This window comes from Streptomyces sp. NPDC079167 (assembly GCF_040686735.1).
Taxonomy (GTDB): domain Bacteria; phylum Actinomycetota; class Actinomycetes; order Streptomycetales; family Streptomycetaceae; genus Streptomyces.
In genome coordinates, this window is the sequence record NZ_JBFBLO010000008.1 from 121,254 (window position 1) to 139,121 (window position 17,868).

The window sequence follows — 17,868 nt, forward strand, 5'->3', positions numbered from 1 at the left end:
GGGCCGCTGGGAGGGTGCGGCGGCGGTGCCCCGGCCGGGGCGGGGCGGCGGCCGGTCCGGATTGTCAGTGGTCCGTGGCAGGATCGGGGGCGTGGCTGAGACGGCATCGAAGAAGACGGCAGACAACCGACCGCGCCTGCTCCTGATGGACGGGCACTCCCTGGCGTACAGGGCGTTCTTCGCCCTGCCCGCGGAGAATTTCACGACGGCGACGGGGCAGCCGACGAATGCCGTGTACGGCTTCATGTCGATGCTGGCGAACACGTTGCGTGACGAGGCTCCCACGCATTTCGCGGTGGCGTTCGACGTGTCCCGCAAGACGTGGCGCGCGCAGGAGTTCCCCGAGTACAAGGCGAATCGTTCGAAGACCCCCGACGAGTTCAAGGGGCAGGTCGAGCTGATCGGTGAGCTTCTGGACGCGATGCACGCGGACCGGTTCGCGGTGGACGGTTTCGAGGCCGACGACGTCATCGCGACGCTGGCCACGCAGGCCGAGGCGGCCGGCTTCGAGGTGCTGATCGTCACGGGCGACCGGGACTCGTTCCAGCTGATCACGGACAATGTGACGGTGCTCTACCCGACGAAGGGTGTCTCGGAGCTGACGCGCTTCACCCCGGAGAAGGTCGAGGAGAAGTACGGCCTCACGCCTTCGCAGTATCCGGATTTCGCGGCTCTTCGGGGCGACCCCTCGGACAATCTTCCGGGCATCCCCGGTGTGGGTGAGAAGACGGCGGCGAAGTGGATCAACCAGTTCGGTTCGTTCGCGGAGCTGGTCGAGCGGGCCGACGAGGTCAAGGGCAAGGCCGGCCAGAATTTCCGGGACCACCTGGACGCGGTGAAGATGAACCGTGTGCTGACCGAGATGGTCCGTGACGTGGAGCTGCCGAAGGCCCCGGCCGAGCTCGAGCGCGCGCCGTACGACCGCACGGCGGTCACGGGTGTGCTGGACATTCTGGAGATCCGTAACCCGAGCCTGCGCGAGCGGCTGCTGGCCGTCGACCCGGGGGCGGAGGAGGCCGGTCCGCCGGAGCCGCTGGCCGGTATCGAGCTGGACGGCGCGGTGCTGGGGTCGGGTGAGGTCGCTCCGTGGCTGGAGACCCACGGGGGGCAGCCGCTCGGTGTGATGACCGTCGACACCTGGTCACTGGGGACGGGCACGGTCACGGAGATCGCGCTCGCCGCCGCGGACGGTGCCGCCGCCTGGCTGGACCCGGCCGAGCTCGACGAGGCCGACGAGCAGGCACTCGCCGCCTGGCTCGCGGACCCGGCGCGGCCCAAGGTCCTCCACAACGCCAAGAACGCCCTGCGGGTCTTTCCCGAGCAGGGCTGGCGGCTGGAGGGCATCTCCATGGACACCGCGCTCGCCGCCTATCTCGTCAAGCCGGGCCGCCGTTCCTTCGCCCTGGACGCCCTGGCCGTGGAGTACCTCGGCCGTGAGCTGGCCCCGGCCCCCGCGTCCGACGGGCAGCTGGCCTTCGGCGCGGACGACCGTGCGGAGGCCGACGCCCTGATGGCGCAGGCCCGCGCGGTGCTGGACCTCGGGGACGCGTTCACGACGCGTCTGAAGGAGGTCGGCGCGACCGGGCTGCTGCACGACATGGAACTGCCGACCTCCATCATGCTGGCCCGTCTGGAGCGGCACGGCATCGCCGCCGACCGGGCGCATCTGGAGGGCATGGAGCAGCAGTTCGCCGGTGCGGTGCAGCAGGCGGTGAAGGAGGCGCACGCCGCGGTGGGCCGTGAGTTCAACCTCGGCTCGCCCAAGCAGCTCCAGGAAGTGCTCTTCGGTGAGCTGGCCCTGCCGAAGACGAAGAAGACGAAGACGGGTTACACGACCGACGCGGACGCGCTGGCCTGGCTGGCCGCGCAGACCGAGCACGAGCTGCCGGTCATCATGCTGCGCCACCGGGAGCAGGCGAAGCTGCGGGTCACGGTCGAGGGCCTGATCAAGACGATCGGTGGGGACGGCCGTATCCACACCACGTTCAACCAGACGGTCGCGGCGACGGGCCGGCTCTCGTCCACCGACCCGAACCTGCAGAACATCCCCGTGCGCACGGACGAGGGGCGGGCGATCCGCCGGGGCTTCGTGGTCGGCGAGGGCTTCGAGACGCTGATGACGGCCGACTACAGCCAGATCGAGCTGCGGGTGATGGCCCACCTCTCGGAGGACGCCGGGCTGATCGAGGCGTTCACCTCCGGGGAGGACCTGCACACGACGGTCGCCTCGCAGGTGTTCGGCGTCGAGAAGTCGGCCGTCGACGCGGAGATGCGCCGCAAGATCAAGGCCATGTCGTACGGGCTGGCGTACGGGCTGTCCGCGTTCGGTCTCTCCCAGCAGCTGAACATCGAGGCCGGCGAGGCGCGCGGGCTGATGGACACCTACTTCCTGCGGTTCGGCGGGGTGCGTGACTATCTGCACCGGGTCGTGGAGGAAGCCAGGTCCACCGGGTACACGGAGACGATCCTCGGCCGCCGCCGCTACCTCCCGGACCTGAACAGCGACAACCGCCAGCGGCGCGAGGCCGCCGAGCGGATGGCGCTCAACGCCCCGATCCAGGGGACGGCCGCCGACATCGTGAAGGTCGCGATGCTGCACGTGGACCGGGCGCTGAGGGAGGCGGAGCTGACGTCACGGATGCTGCTCCAGGTCCATGACGAAATCGTCCTGGAGATCGCGAAGGGCGAGCGGGAGCAGGTCGAGGAGATCCTCCGCCGGGAGATGTCCACGGCGGTCGAGCTCCGTGCGCCGCTGGACGTCTCGGTCGGTGTCGGCAAGGACTGGGAGACGGCCGCGCACTGAGTTCCTCTCCGGGAGCCGTGCTCAGCCGGCGTCCTGGCCGGCCGGGTGGCCCCGCGCGGTATCCGCACGGGGCCCGTCCGCCGGGCGGGGTCCGGACGGTTTCCGCAGCAGCCGCGCCCACACCCCGTACAGCACCAGCCCGGCCGCCAGGCCCGCCCCGGCGCCGAAGCACGCGGTCGGGATGATGTCCAGGGGCGTGTCGACGCGCCCGAAGTGCGCGTACCAGCGGGCACACCGGTGGACGGCGCCCAGCAGGACGCACGGCACCAGGAGCGCACCGGCCCACCGGCGTTCGGCCCGGCTCAGCACCGGCACCGACGCCGGGGCCGGGACCGGCCCGGTGTCCCGCAGCCCTGTGTGGATGAACCACGCCAGGACCACCAGGGCCACGGCCGAGCTGCCGTACTGGACGATCTGGAACACCGGGTGGCCGCCGACGCTCCGGCCGAGGAAGGGGATCAGCTCCGTGCCCCACCGGTCGTGGTGCGTGAAGGCGTCCCACACCACGTGGGTCCCCGAGCCGATGACGGCGGACAGGTAGAACCACACCGCCTCGGGAAGGACCGGGCGGCCCGGCTCACGGCGGCGCCCCCGCACGAAGGCGTGCACCCGCCCCCGCGCCGCCACGGGCAGCAGTGCGACGAGCGGTTCGCGCAACAGCAGCCAGAGTGCCACCAGGGCGCCGGTGACGACGACATCCACGGTGAACACTCCCCACACGGCGTGTGTCACCTCGCCGAACTCCATCGCCCCCGGCACCACCGTGTCCGCGTAGTAGGTGAGGTCGGGAGCGAACGACCCGGCGACGAGCGCCGAGGCGACGAGGGGCCCACGGCCCGTGCCGGACCTGCGGATTCCCGGGAGCACGGCTGCGGCGTGGCTGAGCGTGAACGGCATGGCGGCAAGTATGCGTGAGCCCCTGTCACCCGCGCGGACATCGAGGTGACTTGACGGCCGTGAAGCTGAGAAACCGGTGAGAACCGGGCGGGGACCAGTGTTCGGGCGGCGGGAGTTGTCGTAGGGTCGCCTGAGTTCTCGCGCGGGGAGCGCGGACAGCCGTCGACGGGGAGGAACCGACACGTATGGCAGCGCAATTCGGCCGCAGGCTGCGCAGGGGGGCCACGACCACCGCGGTGGCCGCCGCCGCCGTAGCAGCCCTCTCCGCCTCCCAGGCTCCTGCCGCACCGCACCCCGGCAGTGCCGCTGACGACCGGACCGCGGCCGGCGCGACACCGCCCGGCGACAGCGCGGCCACGGGCAACTCGCCCTACTACACGGACCTCCCGCCGCTCGAGACGCCCGACAAGCCCGGTACGTCCGTGAACCTGCCGGTGACCGGCAGTGCCGAAGCGGGTATCCCGGCCACCGTCCTGGACGCGTACAAGAAGGCCGAGCGGGACCTCGCGAGCACCGACGCGGCGTGCCGTCTGCCGTGGCAGCTCCTCGCCGCGATCGGCAAGGTCGAGTCCGGCCAGGCCCGCGGCGGCAAGGTCGACGCGAACGGCACCACCCTCTCCCCGATCCTCGGCCCGGCGCTCAACGGCCAGGGCTTCGCGCTGATCAAGGACACCGACGGCGGGGCGTACGACGGGGACTCGACCCACGACCGCGCGGTCGGCCCGATGCAGTTCATCCCGTCGACCTGGGCGACCTGGGGCCAGGACGCGAACGGCGACGGACGCAAGGACCCCAACAACGTCTACGACGCGGCGCTGGCCGCCGGCCGCTACCTCTGCGCCGGCACCCGCGACCTGTCGCTCGCCACGGACCTCGACCGGGCGGTGCTGAGCTACAACCACTCCACCGAGTACCTGCGCACCGTGCGCTCCTGGTTCGACTACTACAACCGCGGTACCCACGAGGTCCCGGACGGCACGGGTGTCCTCCCGGCGGACACGGGCAGCGGCTCGTCCACCTCCTCCCCGTCGCCCACGCCCACGCAGACCACTCCGCCGGCCACCTCGTCGCCGACCACCCCGCCGGCCACGACCGAGCCGCCCGCCACCACCACGCCGCCGGCCACGACGCCTCCGCCCACCGAGCCGACGACCCCGCCGACCACGCCCCCGCCCACCACCCCGGCACCCGGCGCGACCTTCGGCAGCCTCGAGAACGCGGGCACCGGCACCCTCACCGCCACGGCAGGCGAAGCGTTCTCCGAGCGCGTCAGGGTCCGGGCGAAGAACAAGCTGGGCGAGCCGCTCGCCAAGACGTCGGTCACCTTCACCGTCGTCGGTGACACGGACACCCGCTTCGCCGAGGGGAAGCGCACCGTCACCCTGACCACCGGGGCCGACGGCACCGTCACCGCGCCCGTTCTGACGGCCGGTGAGAAGACGGGTCCCCTCAGGGTGACCGCCGTCGCCGGCACCACCGCGCCGCGCACCGTCAGCTACCTCGGGACCGTCACGGCCCGGGTCGCGGACACCCTCGTCCGCACCGACGAAAAGGCGCTGACGGCCGCCCCCGGCACCGAGTTCGCCGAACGGATCGAGGTCAAGGCGGCGTACAAGGGCACGGGGGTCGCGGAGACCACCGTCACCGCCACGATGATCACCGATGCGGAGACGCCCACCGCGAACGACAAGGGTCCGTACTTCAAGGACGCGCTCGGCACCCCCGTCCGCATCCTGACCCTGAAGACCGGCGCCGACGGGCTCCTCGAACTCCCGAAGATCTACGCCGACGACACGGCGGGCACCTACAGGCTGCGGCTCACCACCGCGACCGGCGCCACGCTGACCGTCGAGCTGAAGGTCGAGGCCCCTGCGGTCTGACCCCCGTACGGCACGAGAGGCTTCCGGCTCCGGCTGGGAGCCTCTAGTCGCGGCGCAGCCGCGCCGACGTGAAGCGCGTGGCCTCCATCGAGGCCGGGTCCTCGGGCCAGGGGTGCTTCGGGTAGCGGCCGCGCAGCTCCGCCCGTACGCCCTTGTACCCCTCCCGCCAGAACGACGCCAGGTCCGCCGTGACCGCCGCCGGCCGCCCGGCCGGCGACAGCAGATGGACCAGGACGGGCACCCCCGCCACGCGGGGCGTCTCGCCCAGCCCGAAGAGCTCCTGAAGCTTCACCGCGAGCACGGGCTGCTCCCCGCCGTACTCCACCCTGATCCGGGACCCGCTCGGCACCTCGATCCGCTCCGGGGCGAGCTCGTCGAGCCGGCCGGCCTCGCCCGTCGACCATGGCAGCAGTCGCCGGACCGCCTGCCCGGCGTCGATCCGGCCCAGATCCGCGCGGCGGGAGGCGCGGGACAGCTCGGGCTCCAGCCACTCGTCGGCGCGGTCCAGCAGCGCGCCGTCCGACACATCGGGCCACGGTGCCCCCAGCACCCGGTGCAGGAACGCGAGCCGCAGCCGCAGCTGCTCGCTGTCCCGGGTCCACCGCAGCAGCCCCGGCCCCTCCCGGCGCAGCCCCTCCAGCAGCGCCTCGCGCACCAGCCCCGGGGCCGGGTTGCGCAGCGCGCGTACGGACAGCTCGACGGCTCCCAGGCGCTCGACGGAACGCGCCACCACGTCGCCGTCCGCCCACCGGACCTCCTCCCCCGAGAACCGCAGATGTCCGGCGGCCAGCCGCGCGGTGCCCTCGTCGACCACGGCCGCCAGCCGCACCCGGGCGGACGCGGCGTGGGCGGGCCGGTCCGCGACCGCGACCGCGAGCCACGGCGCGCTGCGCAGCCGTGAGCCGTCCCGCAGCTCCGCGCCCGTGCCCGACACCATCAGGAACGCCCCCTCGCCCCGGGCCCGCGCCACCCGCTCCGGGAACGCCAGCGCCGCCACCAGCCCCACGGCCGCGTCGTCCGGGCCGGTACCGGTGTCCGCCGCGGAGCCCAGGGCCTGCGTGAGCCGCCGCACCTCCTGCCGCCAGCGCGCCGCGTAGCCGTCCCCGCCGCGCCGGGCCGTGCGCAGCGCGTGCGCCAGGTCGTCGCCGTACTCCCGCGGCGGCTCCTCGCCGATCAGCGCCACCACCTCGGCGGCGCGGCGCCCGCCGACCTCGTCCGCGCCGTCCAGGAGGGCACGGGCCAGCCGGGGGTGCAGACCGAGCCGGGACATCCGCACACCGCGGTCCGTCGCGCGCCCCGCGGCGTCCACCGCGCCGACCGCGCCCAGCACCTCCCGGGCCGCCCCCATGGCGCCGGCGGGCGGCGGATCCAGCAGCGCAAGCCCCGAGGCGTCCGGATCGCCCCAGCAGGCCGCCTGCAGCGCGAACGCCGCGAGGTCGGCCACCTTGATCTCGGGGGAGGGGAACGCGGCCAGCCGCCCGTCCTCGGCCTCGTCCCAGCAGCGGTACACCGCGCCCGGAGCCTCACGCCCCGCCCGGCCCGCGCGCTGGCGTCCCGCCGCCCGCGACGCCCGTACGGTCGTCAGCGCGCCCAGCCCCCGCGCGTGGTCGGTACGCGGTTCCCTGGCGAGGCCGGAGTCCACGACGACCCGCACCCCGGGCACCGTCAGCGACGACTCCGCCACGGACGTCGCCAGCACCACCCGGCGCCCGCCCGACGGTCCCGCCAGCACCGCGTCCTGCACGGCCGCCGGGGCGCGCCCGTGCACCTGGAGCACCTCGGCGTCCACGCCCGCGAGCTGTCCGGCCACCCGGCCGATCTCGCCGACGCCTGGCAGGAAGCAGAGGACGTCACCGGCGCGCTCGGCGAGTGCCCGGCGCACCACTGCGGCCACATGTGTCAGCAGCGCCGGATCCACCCTCATGCCGTGCGGCGGGCGTACCGGACCGGCAGGCGGCGCCCACACCACCTCGACCGGATGGGACACCCCCTGGGCCTCGACCACCGGCGCGTCGCCCAGCAGCCGCGCCCAGCCCGCGGCGTCCGTCGTCGCCGACGCCGCCACCAGACGCAGATCGGGCCTGATCGTGCCCCGTACGTCGAGGAGGAACGCAGCGGCCGTGTCCGCGTCCAGATGACGCTCGTGGCACTCGTCGATGATCACCACGTCGACGCCGGCCAGCTCCTGGTCGCGCTGCAGCCGCTGGAGCAGCACCCCGGTGGTGACGACCTCCACCACCGTGCCGCGCCCCACCACGCGCTCCCCGCGCACCGTGAAACCGACCCGCTCCCCGGGCCGTTCCCCGAGCAGCCACGCCATCCGCCGTGCCGCGGCCCGGGCGGCGATCCGGCGGGGCTCGGCGACGAGCACCCGGCGCGCCGGACCGCCGCCGGTCAGCCCGGCGAGGACCAGGGGCACGAGGGTCGTCTTGCCGGTCCCGGGCGGCGCGCACAGCACCGCGGCACCCCGCTCGTCGAGCGCGCGCTCCAGGGCGGGCACAGCGGTGCGTACGGGCAACTGGTCCAGGGCGTCGGTACGGATCACGCCCCCAGTCTCGTACGCCCGCCGTTCAGGCGGACCCCTGGTCCCTCATGAGGCCCGGTGGTCCGTCACGAGGCCCGGTGGTCCGTCACGAGGCGGGGGGTTCCTCACGAGGCCCGGTCGCCCCTCACGAGGCCCGGTCGTCCCGCTCGCAGACGAAGATCGCGGTGCCGGGGATCAGGTTGCCGCGCAGCGGGGACCAGCCGCCCCACTCCTGGTCGTTCCAGGCCGGCCACTCCGGCTCCACGAGATCGACCAGCCGGAAGCCGCCCGCCACCACGTCCCGCACCCGGTCGCCCAGCGTCCTGTGGTGCTCCACGTACACCGCGTCGCCGCTCCCGTCCTGCTCCACGTACGGCACCCGGTCGAAGTAAGAGGCGGAGACGGAGAGGCCCTCGGGGCCCGGCTCGTCGGGGAACGCCCAGCGGATCGGGTGCGTCACCGAGAAGACCCAGCGGCCCCCGGGCCGCAGTACCCGGTGCACCTCGCGGAACACCTGCACGGGGTCGGCGACGAAGGGCACCGCGCCGTAGGCGGAACAGGCCAGGTCGAAGGAGCGGTCCCGGAAGGGGAGCCGTCCGGCGTCGGCCTCCACGAGGGGGACGCCGTCGCCGATCCGCAGGGCGTGCTGGAGCTGGCGGTGGGAGAGGTCCAGGGCCACCGGGCGGGCGCCACGCGCGGCGAGCCAGCGCGAGCACTGGGCGGCGCCCGCCCCGATCTCCAGGACGTCGCGGCCCCGCAGGTCCGCCGCCGGGCCCAGCAGGGCGGCCTCCGCCTCGTTCAGCCCCTCCGGGCCCCAGACGAAGCGGTCGTCCCCGAGGAACGCTCCGTGGTCGCTCTGGTACTCGTCGGCGTTCCGGTCCCACCAGCCGCGGCTCGCCCGGCTGCTCTCCGCCTCGCCGGCTTCCCGCCGGGTCGCCTCGGGTTCGGACTCGTAGGTCTCTTGGCTCATCGTGCCCGTCGTTGTAGTTTGCCTTCACCCGCCTCACGCGGGTGCCTCCTCGGGCCGCAGGGGGTGAGTGTGCCCGTGTGCGCACGACACGCCGCTGCGACCGATGTGGCCTCGGTGAACGTGAGTTGTGCCGGGATTGGGGTGTTGTGCCCCGGGTGTGCGCCTTCGCGCATTGACCCTGTCCGGCTGCCCCCGTATGCTACAAGTTGCGCTGCGAGCCTGCGCGCTTCAGACCTAGCAGGCCGCGCTCGCGTCTGTTGCATGTCCCCTCGGTTGTCGAGGCGCCTTCCGGTTAACGGATCGGTGCTTTCCAGGCTGTCCGGTCTTCTGCAGAGGCGATACGGGCTCTCGGCGTAGCAGTACCTACGACTCACTGTCCGTACCGGAGCCCTTTCCCACATGACGAGCAGCACCGAGACCACCGCCACCACTCCGCAGGTTGCGGTCAACGACATCGGCGACGCGGACGCGTTCCTCGCGGCGATCGACGAGACGATCAAGTACTTCAACGACGGCGACATCGTTGACGGTGTCATCGTCAAGGTTGACCGGGACGAGGTTCTCCTCGACATCGGTTACAAGACCGAAGGCGTCATCCCGAGCCGCGAGCTCTCGATCAAGCACGACGTCGACCCGAACGAGGTCGTCAAGGTCGGCGACGAGATCGAGGCCCTGGTTCTCCAGAAGGAGGACAAGGAAGGCCGCCTGATCCTCTCGAAGAAGCGCGCTCAGTACGAGCGTGCCTGGGGCACCATCGAGAAGATCAAGGAAGAAGACGGCATCGTCACCGGTACCGTCATCGAGGTCGTCAAGGGTGGTCTCATCCTCGACATCGGCCTCCGTGGCTTCCTCCCGGCGTCGCTCGTCGAGATGCGTCGTGTCCGCGACCTCCAGCCCTACGTGGGCAAGGAGCTCGAGGCCAAGATCATCGAGCTGGACAAGAACCGCAACAACGTGGTCCTGTCCCGCCGTGCCTGGCTCGAGCAGACGCAGTCCGAGGTCCGCCAGACGTTCCTCACGACCCTGCAGAAGGGTCAGGTCCGCTCCGGCGTCGTCTCCTCGATCGTCAACTTCGGTGCCTTCGTGGACCTGGGTGGCGTCGACGGTCTCGTGCACGTCTCCGAGCTGTCCTGGAAGCACATCGACCACCCCTCCGAGGTTGTCGAGGTCGGCCAGGAAGTCACCGTCGAGGTCCTCGACGTCGACATGGACCGCGAGCGCGTGTCGCTGTCGCTCAAGGCGACGCAGGAAGACCCGTGGCAGCAGTTCGCCCGTACGCACCAGATCGGGCAGGTCGTTCCCGGTAAGGTCACCAAGCTCGTTCCGTTCGGTGCGTTCGTGCGCGTCGACGAGGGCATCGAGGGTCTGGTCCACATCTCCGAGCTGGCCGAGCGCCACGTGGAGATCCCGGAGCAGGTCGTCCAGGTCAACGACGAGATCTTCGTCAAGGTCATCGACATCGACCTCGAGCGCCGTCGCATCAGCCTCTCGCTGAAGCAGGCCAACGAGGCGTTCGGCGGAGACCCGGCCTCGGTCGAGTTCGACCCGACGCTGTACGGCATGGCCGCGTCGTACGACGACCAGGGCAACTACATCTACCCCGAGGGCTTCGACCCCGAGACCAACGACTGGCTCGAGGGCTTCGAGGCGCAGCGCGAGGTCTGGGAGACGCAGTACGCCGAGGCGCAGCAGCGCTTCGAGCAGCACCAGGCGCAGGTCATCAAGTCCCGCGAGGCCGACGAGGCTGCCGCTGCCGAGGGCGCTGCCGCCCCGGCCGGCGCTGCCCCGGCTGCCTCCGGCGGCAGCGGTGGCGGCGGCGGTTCGTACTCCTCGGAGTCCGCGGACAACTCCGGCGCCCTGGCGTCGGACGAGGCCCTGGCTGCCCTGCGCGAGAAGCTGGCCGGCGGCCAGAGCTGACGCTCTGACCCCAGTCGCTCATCGGCTGCAGTAGCTGTAGAGCTGTAGGTGAGGCCCGTCCCCTCCGGGGGGCGGGCCTCACTCATGTCCTGACCGGGGCCTCAGGGGGTGACGGTGATGTTCGTCAGCCCCTTGCCGCCGGTGACCGTGTTGGAGGCGTACACGGTCGTGCGGCAGCTCGCGCTCGCGTTGGCGACGTGGACGGCGAGCTGCCCACCGCCGGTGGCGCCGGTCAGGTCCGAGGCGTTGCCGCGGAAGACGGTGCCGCAGCCCCAGCCGCTCTGCTGGGAGTGCGTCTCGTAGCCGTTGTTCGTGGTGCGGGCGCCCCTGTTGTTCTCGACCAGCACGTCGTTGCCCTTCACGTCGACCCAGGAGTCGTCGTAGTTGGCACCGGTCAGTCCGTTGCCGTCGAAGGTGTTCCCGATGATCTGCGCGCCGGTGGTGCCTTCCTTGATGTCGATGTTCTCGCCGCCGACCCCCGGGCCGATCGTGTTCCCGATGATCCGGGCGTTGTCGCTCCGGTCGGTGAGGTCACCCGCTGAGCCCACGTACACGCCCTCGCCCATGCCCCGGCCGTTCCGGCCCGTGTCGTGGATCCGGGAGTTCTTCAGGACGCCGTCACGGCTGGACGTGCGGAAGTGGACGCCCTCCATGTCGAGGCCGTGCACGGTCACCGAGTCGATCACGACGCCGTTCGCCGCGTCGGTCACGATGCCCTTCTGCCCGCCGGTGACCGTGACGCCGTACACCGTCCAGTACGACGCGCCGTTCAGGTGCAGCCCGTAGCCGCCGCCGGCCGTCAGGACCGCCGCCGGGGACCCGGTGAGCGTGATCCGCGCGGTGGAGGTGGCGGGGACGGTCGCCTTGAAGTTCCCCGTGTACGTGCCGTCCGCGAGCCGGATCGTGTCGCCCGGGGCCGCGGCGACGAGAGCCGCCTTGAGCTGCGCCGCGGTGCTCACATCGATGACCGCGGCCGCCCGCGCGGGGCCGGCCGCGGCGAGGGGCAGGACAGCCGCGGCGAGTGCGGCGGTCAGCAGGGCGGGGAGGGGTGTGCGGGTGCGCATGGGGGTGCCTTCCCGTCGAAGGGGTCCAGGCGTTCTCGTACGTGAATGCCGGGCGAGTCCCTGAATTTGCCCGCGACGTTAAGGGTGGGGCGTGAGCATGTCAAGGTCTGGACCAATGTGACCGCTGTTGTCGGTGGACGGCCTCATCGGCGGCGCCGGCGCCATGTTCGCCACGACGGGTGCCCTCGGACTCGCGCCGACCGCCGCCGCGGCGGGCCGCGAACCCGCCTTCCGGGCGCCCGGCCCGGGTGGCTTCTCCCTGAAGGGGAAGGCCTTGCCGTCCGGGGCGGCGATACGACCACCGACACCTACGGCAACAGGCAGACCGCCCGCTTCAGTGACGGCCAGTACATGAACGCCGGGCCCGGCCGGATCCCGCAGTGGATGGTCGCCCTCGACCACTGCCGAGAACTCGGCTTCCCCGTCGAGGTGTTCACCGACGAGAACGCCAACGCCTACCTCTTCAAGAAGAAGTCCGGCATGAAGGCACCCGTGCGCTACCGCCCCGCCGAGGCCGACATGTACGGCTACGTCGCCGAACTCCTCGCCAAGGCCGGCGACGAGGGCGCCCTCGACCGGCGGATCACCGCCGACGACCAGGAGCGGCTCCTGGAGTTCCTCAAGGACTTCGGCGACACGCTCGACCACACCGGCAGCTCCCGGCGCGGCTACCGCGTGGACCGGCCGCCGCCGGTACGCCGGGTGGGGAACCAGGCCCGTGCCCACCGCCTCCGAAATCTTCGACAGTGGCGTCGCGCGCTACTTCTCCTTCGAATTCGAGTACGACCAGGCGATGCTGATGTTCCAGCCGGTAGGGGGCACGGACCGGATACCGGCGGCGCTCACCCGGGCGGTGGGCGAGCGGCGTGTCCGGACCGGTGCCGCCGTCACCGGCAGCACGGACACGGCGCACGGCGTCTCCGTCACCTACGCCCAGGCCGGCCGCACCCGCCGCGTCGAGGCCGACTACTGCATCGCCGCGCTCCCGCCCAGCATCCTGGCCAGGACGCCCCACAACCTCGGCCCGGCCGTCCGGAGCGCCCTGGAGGCATGCAAGCCGTCCTCGGTTGGCAAGACCGGACTCGAGTACAGGAGCCGCTGGTGGGAGAGAGGCCACCGGATCTTCGGGGGCATCACCGAGACGGACATGGACCTCTCCCACATCTGGTACCCGCCCTGCGGTCACCTCGGCGAACGCGGCACCATCATCGGCCACTACAGCACCGGTCCGAACGCCGACGCCTACGCCGCCCTCGCGCCGGGCGAGCGAGAGGCACGGGCGGTCGCCCAGGGCGTGAAGATCCACGGCGACAAGTACCGCACGGAACTCGCCACGTCGTTCTCCCACCACTGGCGCCAGACCCCGTACCTCGAGGCCTCCGGGCACTCCCTGTCCGGCGGGCCCGACGCCCCCGCCTTCGCGCCGCTCAACACCCCCGCCGGGCATGTGCACTTCGCCGGTGACCACCTGAGCCGCACCGACGCCTGGCAGCACGGCGCGTTCACCTCCGCACGGAAGGCGGTCACGGCCTTGCGCAGCCCGGTCCTCGCGCAACCGCGAGGACCGGGCGCCGGCGGGAATGCCGTGGCCGGGCGGGGTGTTCTTGTCGAGGAACACGAGGAGGAGCGGTAACCGTGCCTGATCCGCAGAGTTTGTACGAATGGGAGCCGAAGGGCCTGGCCGTCGTCGACATGGCGCTCGCCCAGGAGTCGGCCGGTCTGGTCATGCTCTACCACTTCGACGGCTACATCGACGCGGGCGAGACCGGCGAGCAGATCGTCGACGGCCTGCTCGAGACGCTGCCCCACCAGACGGTGGCCCGCTTCGACCACGACCGGCTCGTCGACTACCGGGCCCGCCGTCCCCTGCTGACCTTCAGGCGCGACCGGTACACGGCGTTCGAAGCGCCCACCCTGGACGTCAAGGTCGTCCAGGACGCCACGGGTGCCCCGTTCCTGCTGCTCTCCGGACCCGAGCCCGACGTCGAGTGGGAGAGGTTCGCCGCCGCCGTGGAACAGATCGTGGAGCGGCTCGGTGTGCGCCTCGCCGTCAGCTTCCACGGCATCCCCATGGGCGTGCCGCACACCCGCCCCGTGGGCCTCACCCCGCACGGCAACCGCACCGACCTGATGCCCGGACACCGCAGCCCCTTCGACGAGGCGCAGATCCCCGGCTCCGTCGAGGCGCTCGTGGAGTACCGGCTGATGGAGGCCGGGCACGACGTCCTCGGTGTAGCGGCCCATGTGCCGCACTACGTCGCCCGCTCCGCCTATCCGGACGCCGCGCTCACCGCTCTGGAAGCGGTCACCGCGGCGACCGGGCTGGTCCTGCCGAGCGTCGCGCACACGCTGCGCACGGAGGCACACCGCACCCAGACCGAGATCGACCGGCAGGTGGGTCAGGGTGACGAGGAGCTCGTCACGCTCGTCGAAGGGCTGGAGCACCAGTACGACGCCATCGCGGGTTCCGAGACCCGGGGCAACCTCGTCGCGGAGCCGGCCGACCTTCCGTCGGCGGACGAGATCGGCCGCGAATTCGAACGCTTCCTCGCGGAACGTGAGGGCGATTCCTGACATGGCCTCCGGCCGCTCTCCGGCCGGAGGCTAGGGTCGGCACATGCTGAAAGTGGGCCTGACCGGCGGTATCGGCGCCGGCAAGAGCGAAGTGTCACGGCTGCTCGCACGCTACGGAGCCGTGCTGATCGACGCCGACCGGATCGCCCGTGAGGTCGTCGAGCCCGGCACCCCCGGGCTCACGGCCGTCGTCGAGGCATTCGGTCCCGGAATCCTCGCCCCCGACGGATCCCTCGACCGGCCGGCGCTCGGCTCGATCGTCTTCGCCGACCCCGCACGCCTGGCCACGCTCAACGCCATCGTGCACCCGCTCGTCGGGGCCCGTTCCGCCGAGCTGGAGCGGGCCGCCGGGCCCGGCGCGGTCGTCGTCCACGACGTCCCGCTGCTCACGGAGAACGGCCTCGCCCCGCTCTACGACCTCGTCGTGGTCGTCGACGCCGCGCCCGGCACGCAGCTCGACCGGCTCGTACGGCTGCGCGGCATGACGGAGTCCGACGCCCGGGCCCGTATGGCGGCGCAGGCCACGCGCGAGGAGCGGCTGGCCGTCGCCGACATCGTCATCGACAACGACGGACCCCTGGAGGACCTGGAACCCCAGGTCCGCGGGGTCTGGTCGGAGCTCACCGCGCGGGCTGCCAAGGGCTGACCCGGCGTACGTCGGAATACACGCAACCGGCCGGATGTTGAAGAGCGCCAGGCAAGGGGAAGGATACGGCCGTGCCCGACAGCAACCCGGAAACGCATGTGATCGACTTCCGCGCGGCGGAGCAACTGCTCGCGGCGCGTGACCCGCGGGGCGCGGTCAAGCTGCTCGACTCGGTGATAGCGGCCCACCCGGAGAACACGGCTGCCCGGCTGCTGCGTGCCAGGGCCTTCTTCGCTGCTGCCCAACTGCGCCCGGCCGAGCTGGAGTTCGAGCTGGTGCTGGAGCGCGAGCCGGACAACGCCTTCGCGCACTTCGCCCTGGCGCGCACCTTCCAGCGCGCCGGCCGGCCCGAACAGGCCACCCGCCACTTCCGGCTGGCCGCCGCGCTCGACCCGAACCCGGAGTACCTGCGGGCGGCCCGCTTCGACGAGCCTTCCTGACGGCGGCCGACAGGCCCCGGCGCGCTCCGGCGGGAGTCATCGCCCGCTGCGGCGCCGGCCGGGCTCGGGCGGAGGGACGTCCGGGCCCTGCCCGCGCCGGCAGGGCTCGTACGGAGGGACGTCCCGGCCCGGCTGATAGTGCGGGCCCTGCCGCATGTGGCGGACGACGACGCAGAAGTCCGTGACCGTGACCGCCAGCAGCACACCGCAGGCCGTCGCCCAGCCCGCACGTCCGGTCGCCACGAAGGCCACCAGGCCCAGCACGGCCCAGATCATGCCCCAGAGACTCAGCCAGAGCCGCATCCGCAGGGGGCTCCGCGCGGTGGACGGTTCGCTTCCGGTACGCATCTGCATCGCCTCCTCTCCAGGATGACCCCGCGGCCCGGTGGACGGAAACCCGACGGCGGCGGTAGGTGCCGGGGGAACGTCGCCCCGCGGCCGTACGTTCCGGCGGGTATGAGCGGACAACTGGTACGTGAGGGACACACCGGGACGGGGCCGGGCGCGATCACACCGGACGGCTGTGCGGTCGAGCTGTACGCCCGCATGTCCGTCGGCAGCGAACCCGAGGTGATCGCCTCGGCGCTGCGCCCGGGGGCGAGCGTTCTCGAACTGGGATGCGGGGCGGGCCGGGTGACGCACCCCCTGGTCGCCCTGGGCTTCGACGTCACGGCGGTGGACGAGTCGGCGCAGATGCTGGAGCGCGTCCACGGCGCGCGCACGGTCCGGAGCCCCATCGAGACGCTGGACCTCGGCGAGGAGCGGTTCGACGCCGTGGTACTCGGATCGTTCCTGGTGCACACGGGCGATCACCGGGTCAGGGAAGGGCTGCTCGGGACCTGCCGCAGGTATGTGAAGGACGACGGCGTCGTGCTCGTCCAGCGGGAAGGTCCCGGCTACCACTCCGACGTGCCCCGGGAGAGGGAGGACCGGGCCGCGGGCTGCACCATCCGGATCCTCTCGTCGGACCCCGTCGGCGACGGGGTGGACGAGGTGCGTGTGGAGTACGTCTTCGAGGACGCCCGGTGGACTCAGACCTTCCGGTCGCGGGAGCTGTCCGTGGAGCGGTTCGAGGCGTATCTGGCGGAGGCCGGGCTGGCCGTCGGCCGCTATCTCACCCCGGACGGCATCTGGGCGCTGGCGCGCCCACGGCAGCCCTGAGCAAGGGGGATCCGAGGGCCCCTCAGGCCGATGAGTTCCGGGGACCGGTGCGGTCCACCTCTCCGTAAGCGCGGGGGAGCGCGGCGGCAGCAGCCGCACAGCGTCCCGGCGCACGTCACCCCGAGGAGACCTCCATGTCCGAGAGTGCCGCCCCCGCCTCGCTCACCGCGCCGAACTCCCTCTCCGCGCCGCGCCGGCGTATGCGCTCCGCCGCTCTGACCGGAGCCCGGGTCGTCCTCGCGCTGTTCCTCGGTTTCAGCGCGGTGGCCAAGCTCGTCGGACACGCGTCGGCCGTCGAGTCCTTCGACCGGATGGGCTGGGGCAGCGGCGCGATGTACGCCATCGGCGCTCTGGAGCTGGCGGGCGCGCTGGCCCTGCTGATCCCGCCGCTCGCGGGAGTGGCCGCCATCGCCCTCGTAGGACTGCTGGCCGGCGCGTCCATCGTGCAGCTCACGCTGCTCGACCCGCCGAACGCCGTCATGCCCGCCCTGCTCATCGCCGTCGTCGTCCTCATCGCCCGGGACCGCCGGGAGCGGACGCGGGAGCTGTTCGCGCTGCTCCGCTCCGGTCAGTGGATGAACCGGTAGCTGCGCCAGGGCAGGGCGTGCTCGGCGTTGGTGTCGGAGAACGTGGTGGCCACGTACGCGGTCCCCCGGCCGGAGCAGTCACGGGTGGTGTAGAGGACCATGTCGATCAGGGTCCGGTTGTCGACCTTGCCCGAACCGGCCGGGTCCATCGCGTGGCAGCCCTTCACCGACGGGCTGTGCACGGTGACGACCTCGTTCTTCTCGGTGGTGTAGGACACCGGCCCCACCGCCGTGCGCCCGAGGCCGGAACAGCCGGTGGCGGCCAGGGCGAGCAGGGCCGCACCGGCGGCGATGCCGGTGCGTCGGCGGAGAACGGTGGGGGGCGCGGTGACGGACATGGGCGGGTCCTCGTCTGCTCGTCCGGCTCATCGGTACGTCACAGAGACGTGCTGGCGCTGTCACCCT

Annotated in this window: 14 protein-coding genes and 1 pseudogene; 9 read left to right on the forward strand and 6 right to left on the reverse strand. The window is 72.3% G+C overall.

Features of this window, described 5'->3' with window-relative positions:
• Window positions 1–91: 91 nt before the first annotated feature.
• The gene (gene polA, locus AB0P41_RS18555; protein ID WP_356712222.1) at window positions 92–2,803 is read left to right on the forward strand and encodes a DNA polymerase I; all 2,712 of its coding nucleotides are present in this window, start codon (window positions 92–94) and stop codon (window positions 2,801–2,803) included.
• A 21-nt stretch (window positions 2,804–2,824) separates the two neighbouring features.
• Here the strand turns inward: polA and AB0P41_RS18560 are convergent, their stop codons facing one another.
• Entirely contained in the window at window positions 2,825–3,700 is an 876-nt protein-coding gene (locus AB0P41_RS18560; protein WP_356712220.1) for a DUF4184 family protein, read from the reverse strand.
• 185 nt (window positions 3,701–3,885) lie between these two features.
• On the opposite strand from AB0P41_RS18560, the gene AB0P41_RS18565 reads away from it, so the two are divergent.
• Window positions 3,886–5,580 (forward strand): lytic transglycosylase domain-containing protein, encoded by a 1,695-nt coding sequence (locus AB0P41_RS18565; protein ID WP_365932939.1) that lies wholly within the window; start codon window positions 3,886–3,888, stop codon window positions 5,578–5,580.
• A gap of 43 nt (window positions 5,581–5,623) precedes the next feature.
• Here AB0P41_RS18565 and hrpB read toward each other — a convergent pair whose 3' ends face one another.
• Both hrpB and AB0P41_RS18575 read right to left on the reverse strand, forming a co-directional pair.
• Window positions 5,624–8,125: an ATP-dependent helicase HrpB gene (hrpB, locus tag AB0P41_RS18570; RefSeq protein ID WP_365932941.1), complete on the reverse strand. Its 2,502-nt coding sequence runs from the start codon at window positions 8,123–8,125 to the stop codon at window positions 5,624–5,626.
• A gap of 124 nt (window positions 8,126–8,249) precedes the next feature.
• Complete coding sequence (locus AB0P41_RS18575) at window positions 8,250–9,074, reverse strand: class I SAM-dependent methyltransferase (RefSeq protein WP_356712213.1); 825 nt, start codon at window positions 9,072–9,074, stop codon at window positions 8,250–8,252.
• A gap of 399 nt (window positions 9,075–9,473) precedes the next feature.
• Between AB0P41_RS18575 and rpsA the strand changes: the two genes are divergently transcribed.
• Complete coding sequence (rpsA, locus tag AB0P41_RS18580; RefSeq protein WP_356712210.1) at window positions 9,474–10,991, forward strand: 30S ribosomal protein S1; 1,518 nt, start codon at window positions 9,474–9,476, stop codon at window positions 10,989–10,991.
• Between the two features lie 101 nt (window positions 10,992–11,092).
• Here the strand turns inward: rpsA and AB0P41_RS18585 are convergent, their stop codons facing one another.
• The gene (locus AB0P41_RS18585; RefSeq protein WP_356712208.1) at window positions 11,093–12,055 is read right to left on the reverse strand and encodes a right-handed parallel beta-helix repeat-containing protein; all 963 of its coding nucleotides are present in this window, start codon (window positions 12,053–12,055) and stop codon (window positions 11,093–11,095) included.
• 163 nt (window positions 12,056–12,218) lie between these two features.
• Between AB0P41_RS18585 and AB0P41_RS18590 the strand changes: the two are divergent.
• The 4 genes and pseudogenes from AB0P41_RS18590 to AB0P41_RS18605 all read left to right on the forward strand — a co-directional run.
• Window positions 12,219–13,595: pseudogene (locus AB0P41_RS18590) on the forward strand (FAD-dependent oxidoreductase); the annotation flags it as partial.
• A 95-nt stretch (window positions 13,596–13,690) separates the two neighbouring features.
• Entirely contained in the window at window positions 13,691–14,629 is a 939-nt protein-coding gene (locus tag AB0P41_RS18595) for a PAC2 family protein (protein ID WP_365932944.1), read from the forward strand.
• 43 nt (window positions 14,630–14,672) lie between these two features.
• Window positions 14,673–15,275: a dephospho-CoA kinase gene (gene coaE / locus AB0P41_RS18600; RefSeq protein ID WP_365932946.1), complete on the forward strand. Its 603-nt coding sequence runs from the start codon at window positions 14,673–14,675 to the stop codon at window positions 15,273–15,275.
• Window positions 15,276–15,346: 71 nt separating this feature from the next.
• The gene (locus AB0P41_RS18605; protein WP_356712202.1) at window positions 15,347–15,715 is read left to right on the forward strand and encodes a tetratricopeptide repeat protein; all 369 of its coding nucleotides are present in this window, start codon (window positions 15,347–15,349) and stop codon (window positions 15,713–15,715) included.
• A gap of 36 nt (window positions 15,716–15,751) precedes the next feature.
• On the opposite strand, the gene AB0P41_RS18610 is transcribed toward AB0P41_RS18605, so the two are convergent.
• The gene (locus AB0P41_RS18610) at window positions 15,752–16,063 is read right to left on the reverse strand and encodes a DUF6343 family protein (protein WP_365932949.1); all 312 of its coding nucleotides are present in this window, start codon (window positions 16,061–16,063) and stop codon (window positions 15,752–15,754) included.
• A 108-nt stretch (window positions 16,064–16,171) separates the two neighbouring features.
• On the opposite strand from AB0P41_RS18610, the gene AB0P41_RS18615 reads away from it, so the two are divergent.
• Together AB0P41_RS18615 and AB0P41_RS18620 are read left to right on the forward strand one after the other, a co-directional pair.
• Window positions 16,172–16,876: a class I SAM-dependent methyltransferase gene (locus AB0P41_RS18615; protein ID WP_356712198.1), complete on the forward strand. Its 705-nt coding sequence runs from the start codon at window positions 16,172–16,174 to the stop codon at window positions 16,874–16,876.
• A gap of 134 nt (window positions 16,877–17,010) precedes the next feature.
• Entirely contained in the window at window positions 17,011–17,463 is a 453-nt protein-coding gene (locus AB0P41_RS18620; protein WP_365932951.1) for a DoxX family protein, read from the forward strand.
• Here AB0P41_RS18620 and AB0P41_RS18625 read toward each other — a convergent pair.
• Window positions 17,445–17,801 (reverse strand): hypothetical protein, encoded by a 357-nt coding sequence (locus tag AB0P41_RS18625; protein WP_365932953.1) that lies wholly within the window; start codon window positions 17,799–17,801, stop codon window positions 17,445–17,447. The genes AB0P41_RS18620 and AB0P41_RS18625 overlap by 19 nt on opposite strands.
• Window positions 17,802–17,868: the final 67 nt, after the last annotated feature.

Coding starts and splice junctions, on each gene's coding strand:
- AB0P41_RS18560 (WP_356712220.1), bottom strand. CDS start 3,700: ATGCCGTTCACGCTCAGCCACGCCGCAGCCGTGCTCCCGGGAATCCGC.
- AB0P41_RS18565 (WP_365932939.1), top strand. CDS start 3,886: ATGGCAGCGCAATTCGGCCGCAGGCTGCGCAGGGGGGCCACGACCACC.
- AB0P41_RS18575 (WP_356712213.1), bottom strand. CDS start 9,074: ATGAGCCAAGAGACCTACGAGTCCGAACCCGAGGCGACCCGGCGGGAA.
- rpsA (WP_356712210.1), top strand. CDS start 9,474: ATGACGAGCAGCACCGAGACCACCGCCACCACTCCGCAGGTTGCGGTC.
- AB0P41_RS18585 (WP_356712208.1), bottom strand. CDS start 12,055: ATGCGCACCCGCACACCCCTCCCCGCCCTGCTGACCGCCGCACTCGCC.
- coaE (WP_365932946.1), top strand. CDS start 14,673: ATGCTGAAAGTGGGCCTGACCGGCGGTATCGGCGCCGGCAAGAGCGAA.
- AB0P41_RS18610 (WP_365932949.1), bottom strand. CDS start 16,063: ATGCGTACCGGAAGCGAACCGTCCACCGCGCGGAGCCCCCTGCGGATG.
- AB0P41_RS18615 (WP_356712198.1), top strand. CDS start 16,172: ATGAGCGGACAACTGGTACGTGAGGGACACACCGGGACGGGGCCGGGC.
- AB0P41_RS18620 (WP_365932951.1), top strand. CDS start 17,011: ATGTCCGAGAGTGCCGCCCCCGCCTCGCTCACCGCGCCGAACTCCCTC.
- AB0P41_RS18625 (WP_365932953.1), bottom strand. CDS start 17,801: ATGTCCGTCACCGCGCCCCCCACCGTTCTCCGCCGACGCACCGGCATC.